The following is a 2,828-nucleotide window of genomic DNA, read 5'->3' as shown; positions in this document are numbered from 1 at the left end:
CCCAGCCGCCCTCGTCAGCCGAGCGGTCCCGGTCGGCGGTGTCGGCGGTCGCCGCCGAGGCCGGGCGGCTGGCCGCCTGAGCGGCGCGCATGCCCTCCTGCGCGTTGTTCCAGGCGGCGCAGGGCCAGGCCGCGCCGACGCAGCTCGGGCTGACGCAGGCGCCGTCCTCGTCGGCCTGGTGGGTGTCGGCCACCGCGGTGGCCAGGCCCCACAGCAGCGGGTCGGTCACCTCGACCGGACGGTCGGCCGGGTCTGTGCTTGCTTCGGACATGAACGTCCCCCCTCTTCGAGCGGCCCCCACCATTTCCAGTTCCGCGGTCGATCAAACCTCCGCCCGTGATCTTTTCGGCGTCCGTGCCGGTCGGCCGCCGGCCGGCCGGCGGCATAGGCTTACCGGTGTGGCGAGGTACTACGACCTGCATCCGGACAATCCGCAACCCCGGGTCCTCCGGCAGGTCGTCGACCTGCTCCGCGACGACGGCCTGATCGCCTACCCGACCGACTCCTGCTACGCCTTCGGCTGCCAGCTCGGCAACCGGGGCGGACTGGACCGGATCCGCGAGATCCGCCGGCTCGACGACCGGCACCAGTTCACCCTGGTCTGCCGGGACTTCGCCCAGCTCGGCCAGTTCGTCAAGGTCAGCAACTCCGTCTTCCGGCTGGTGAAGGCCTGCATCCCCGGCAGCTACACCTTCATCCTGCCGGCCACCGGGGAGGTGCCCCGCCGGCTCCAGGACCCCCGCAAGCGCACCGTCGGGATCCGGGTGCCGCAGCACACCGTCACCCAGGCACTGCTGGCCGAACTCGGCGAACCGCTGCTCTCCAGCACCCTGCTGCTGCCCGGCGAGGACGAGCCGATGACCCAGGGCTGGGAGATCAAGGAACGGCTCGACCACCTCCTCGACGCCGTCGTCGACGCCGGCGACTGCGGCGTGGAGCCGACGACCGTGGTCGACCTGTCCGGACCGGAGCCGGAGATCCTGCGCCGCGGGGCCGGAGACACCGCCCGCTTCGAGTAGCCACCGCGCCAATTACCCGGTTCGACCGCGCGTTCCGCACCCGCCGTTCCACCATGTTGGGGCGGCGGCCTACACGTGATCCCCCCCCGTCGCCGCGCCGGCGGCGATCGGATGACGGGAGTACGACGTGAGCGGACTCGTGCTGATCGCGGTGCTGGGCGTGACGGTGCTCATCGGCACCACGCTCGGCGGCCGGTACAGCGTCGCGCCGCCGGTCCTGCTCATCTCGATGGGCGCCCTGCTCGGGCTCCTCCCGCCCTTCCGGCACGTGGTGCTCGAACCGGACGTGGTGCTCCTGCTCTTCCTGCCCGCGATCCTCTACCGGGAGAGCCTGGTCATCAGCCTGCGGGAGATCCGGGCCAACCTCGGGGCCATCGCCCTGCTGGCGGTGGCCCTGGTGGTGCTCACGATGGTCGCCGTCGCGTACGCCGCGCAGGCCCTCGGGGTCGAGCCGGCGGCGGCCTGGGTGCTCGGCGCGGTGCTCGCACCGACCGACGCCGCCGCGGTCGCCGGGCTGGCCAAACGGATGCCCCGCGGCATCCTGACCACGCTGCGCGCGGAGAGCCTGATCAACGACGGCACCGCTCTGGTGCTCTTCTCCGTCGCCGTCGGGGTGATCGCCGGCGGCGCGGTGCCCAGCGCGCCCGGCCTGCTGGTCCGGTTCGTCGTCTCCGCCGCCGGCGGGGTCGCCGCCGGCCTACTGGCCGGCGGAGCGTCCGTCCTGATCCGCAAGCACGTCGACGATCCGATGCGCGAGGGCGGGCTGAGCATGCTCACCCCGTTCGTCGCGTTCCTGCTCGCCGACGCCGTGGACGCCAGTGGCGTCCTGGCCGTCGTCGTCGCCGGCCTGCTGCTGTCGTACGCCGGGCCCCGGGTCATCCGGGCCCGCTCCCGGATCACCGCGTTCGCGTTCTGGGACCTCTCCACCTTCATGATCAACGGCGGTCTCTTCGTGCTGCTCGGCATGCAGATCCCGCGCTCGCTGCGCAGCATCACCAGCCACTCGCCGACGCAGTCGCTCGGCATCGCCGCGGTGGTCACGGCCGTGGTCCTGGTCACCCGGATGGGGTGGCTGCACCTCGCCATCCCCGCCCTGCAGACCCTCGACCGCCGCAAGGGCCGCCGCGCCAGCCAGTTCGACTGGCGGGTACGCACCGCCGCCGGCTGGGCGGGTTTCCGTGGGGCCGTCTCCCTCGCCGCCGCCCTCGCCGTCCCCGTGGCGACCAGCGCCGGCACCCCCGTCCGCGAGCGCGACCTGATCATCTTCGTCACCGTCACCGTCATCGTGCTGACCATGCTGATCCAGGGCACGACGCTGCCCTTCGTGGTCACCTGGGCGCGGCTGACGGGCGACGTGGAGCGGGCGGACGAGGTACGCACGGCCCGGATCCGCGCCACCGAGGTCGGGTTGGCCGCTCTGCCGCAGGTGGCCGCCGAACTCGGCGCGTCGCCGGACGCCGTCGACCGGCTCCGCAGCGACTACCAGGAGCACCTCGACGACGTCCGCAGAGCCGACGACCACCAGACGGCGGAGGAACGCGAGACCGCCCGCCGGCTGCGGCTCGGGGTGCTCGAGCACAAGCGCCGCGAGATCACCCGGCTGCGCGACTCCAACGAGATCGACGACGCGGTGCAGCGGGAGGTGCAGGCGGCCATCGACATCGAGGAGATCCGGCTGCTCGGTCCGACCAGCGAGGACTGACCCGCCAGGCTAGATCCTTGGGTTCGAGAATCTGAACAACTGAGTCAGGTTTTCAGGCTGCGGTTTTGAGTCGTGCGCGGGCGATGTAGTCGTCGACGTGGTGGTCG

The 2,828-nt window shown here is 72.3% G+C and carries 3 protein-coding genes; 2 read left to right on the top strand and 1 reads right to left on the bottom strand.

Annotation, left to right across the window (positions count from 1 at the left end):
- Positions 1-271: hypothetical protein (locus JNW87_RS37030; protein ID WP_238455323.1), on the bottom strand; the 271-nt coding region annotated here is incomplete at its 3' end.
- Between the two features lie 127 nt (positions 272-398).
- On the opposite strand from JNW87_RS37030, the gene JNW87_RS37025 reads away from it, so the two are divergent.
- Together JNW87_RS37025 and JNW87_RS37020 are read left to right on the top strand one after the other, a co-directional pair.
- On the top strand, positions 399-1,019 hold the full coding sequence (locus JNW87_RS37025; protein ID WP_109800304.1) for an L-threonylcarbamoyladenylate synthase: 621 nt from the start codon (positions 399-401) through the stop codon (positions 1,017-1,019).
- Positions 1,020-1,146: 127 nt separating this feature from the next.
- Positions 1,147-2,721 (top strand): Na+/H+ antiporter, encoded by a 1,575-nt coding sequence (locus JNW87_RS37020; protein WP_236647330.1) that lies wholly within the window; start codon positions 1,147-1,149, stop codon positions 2,719-2,721.
- Positions 2,722-2,828 lie beyond the last annotated feature (107 nt).

It is taken from the genome of Micromonospora sp. ATA51 (assembly GCF_016802855.1).
GTDB classification, from domain to species: Bacteria; Actinomycetota; Actinomycetes; order Mycobacteriales; family Micromonosporaceae; genus Micromonospora; species Micromonospora sicca.
Note: the sequence above shows the minus strand (reverse complement) of the source record. Positions and strands in the feature narration are given on the sequence as shown.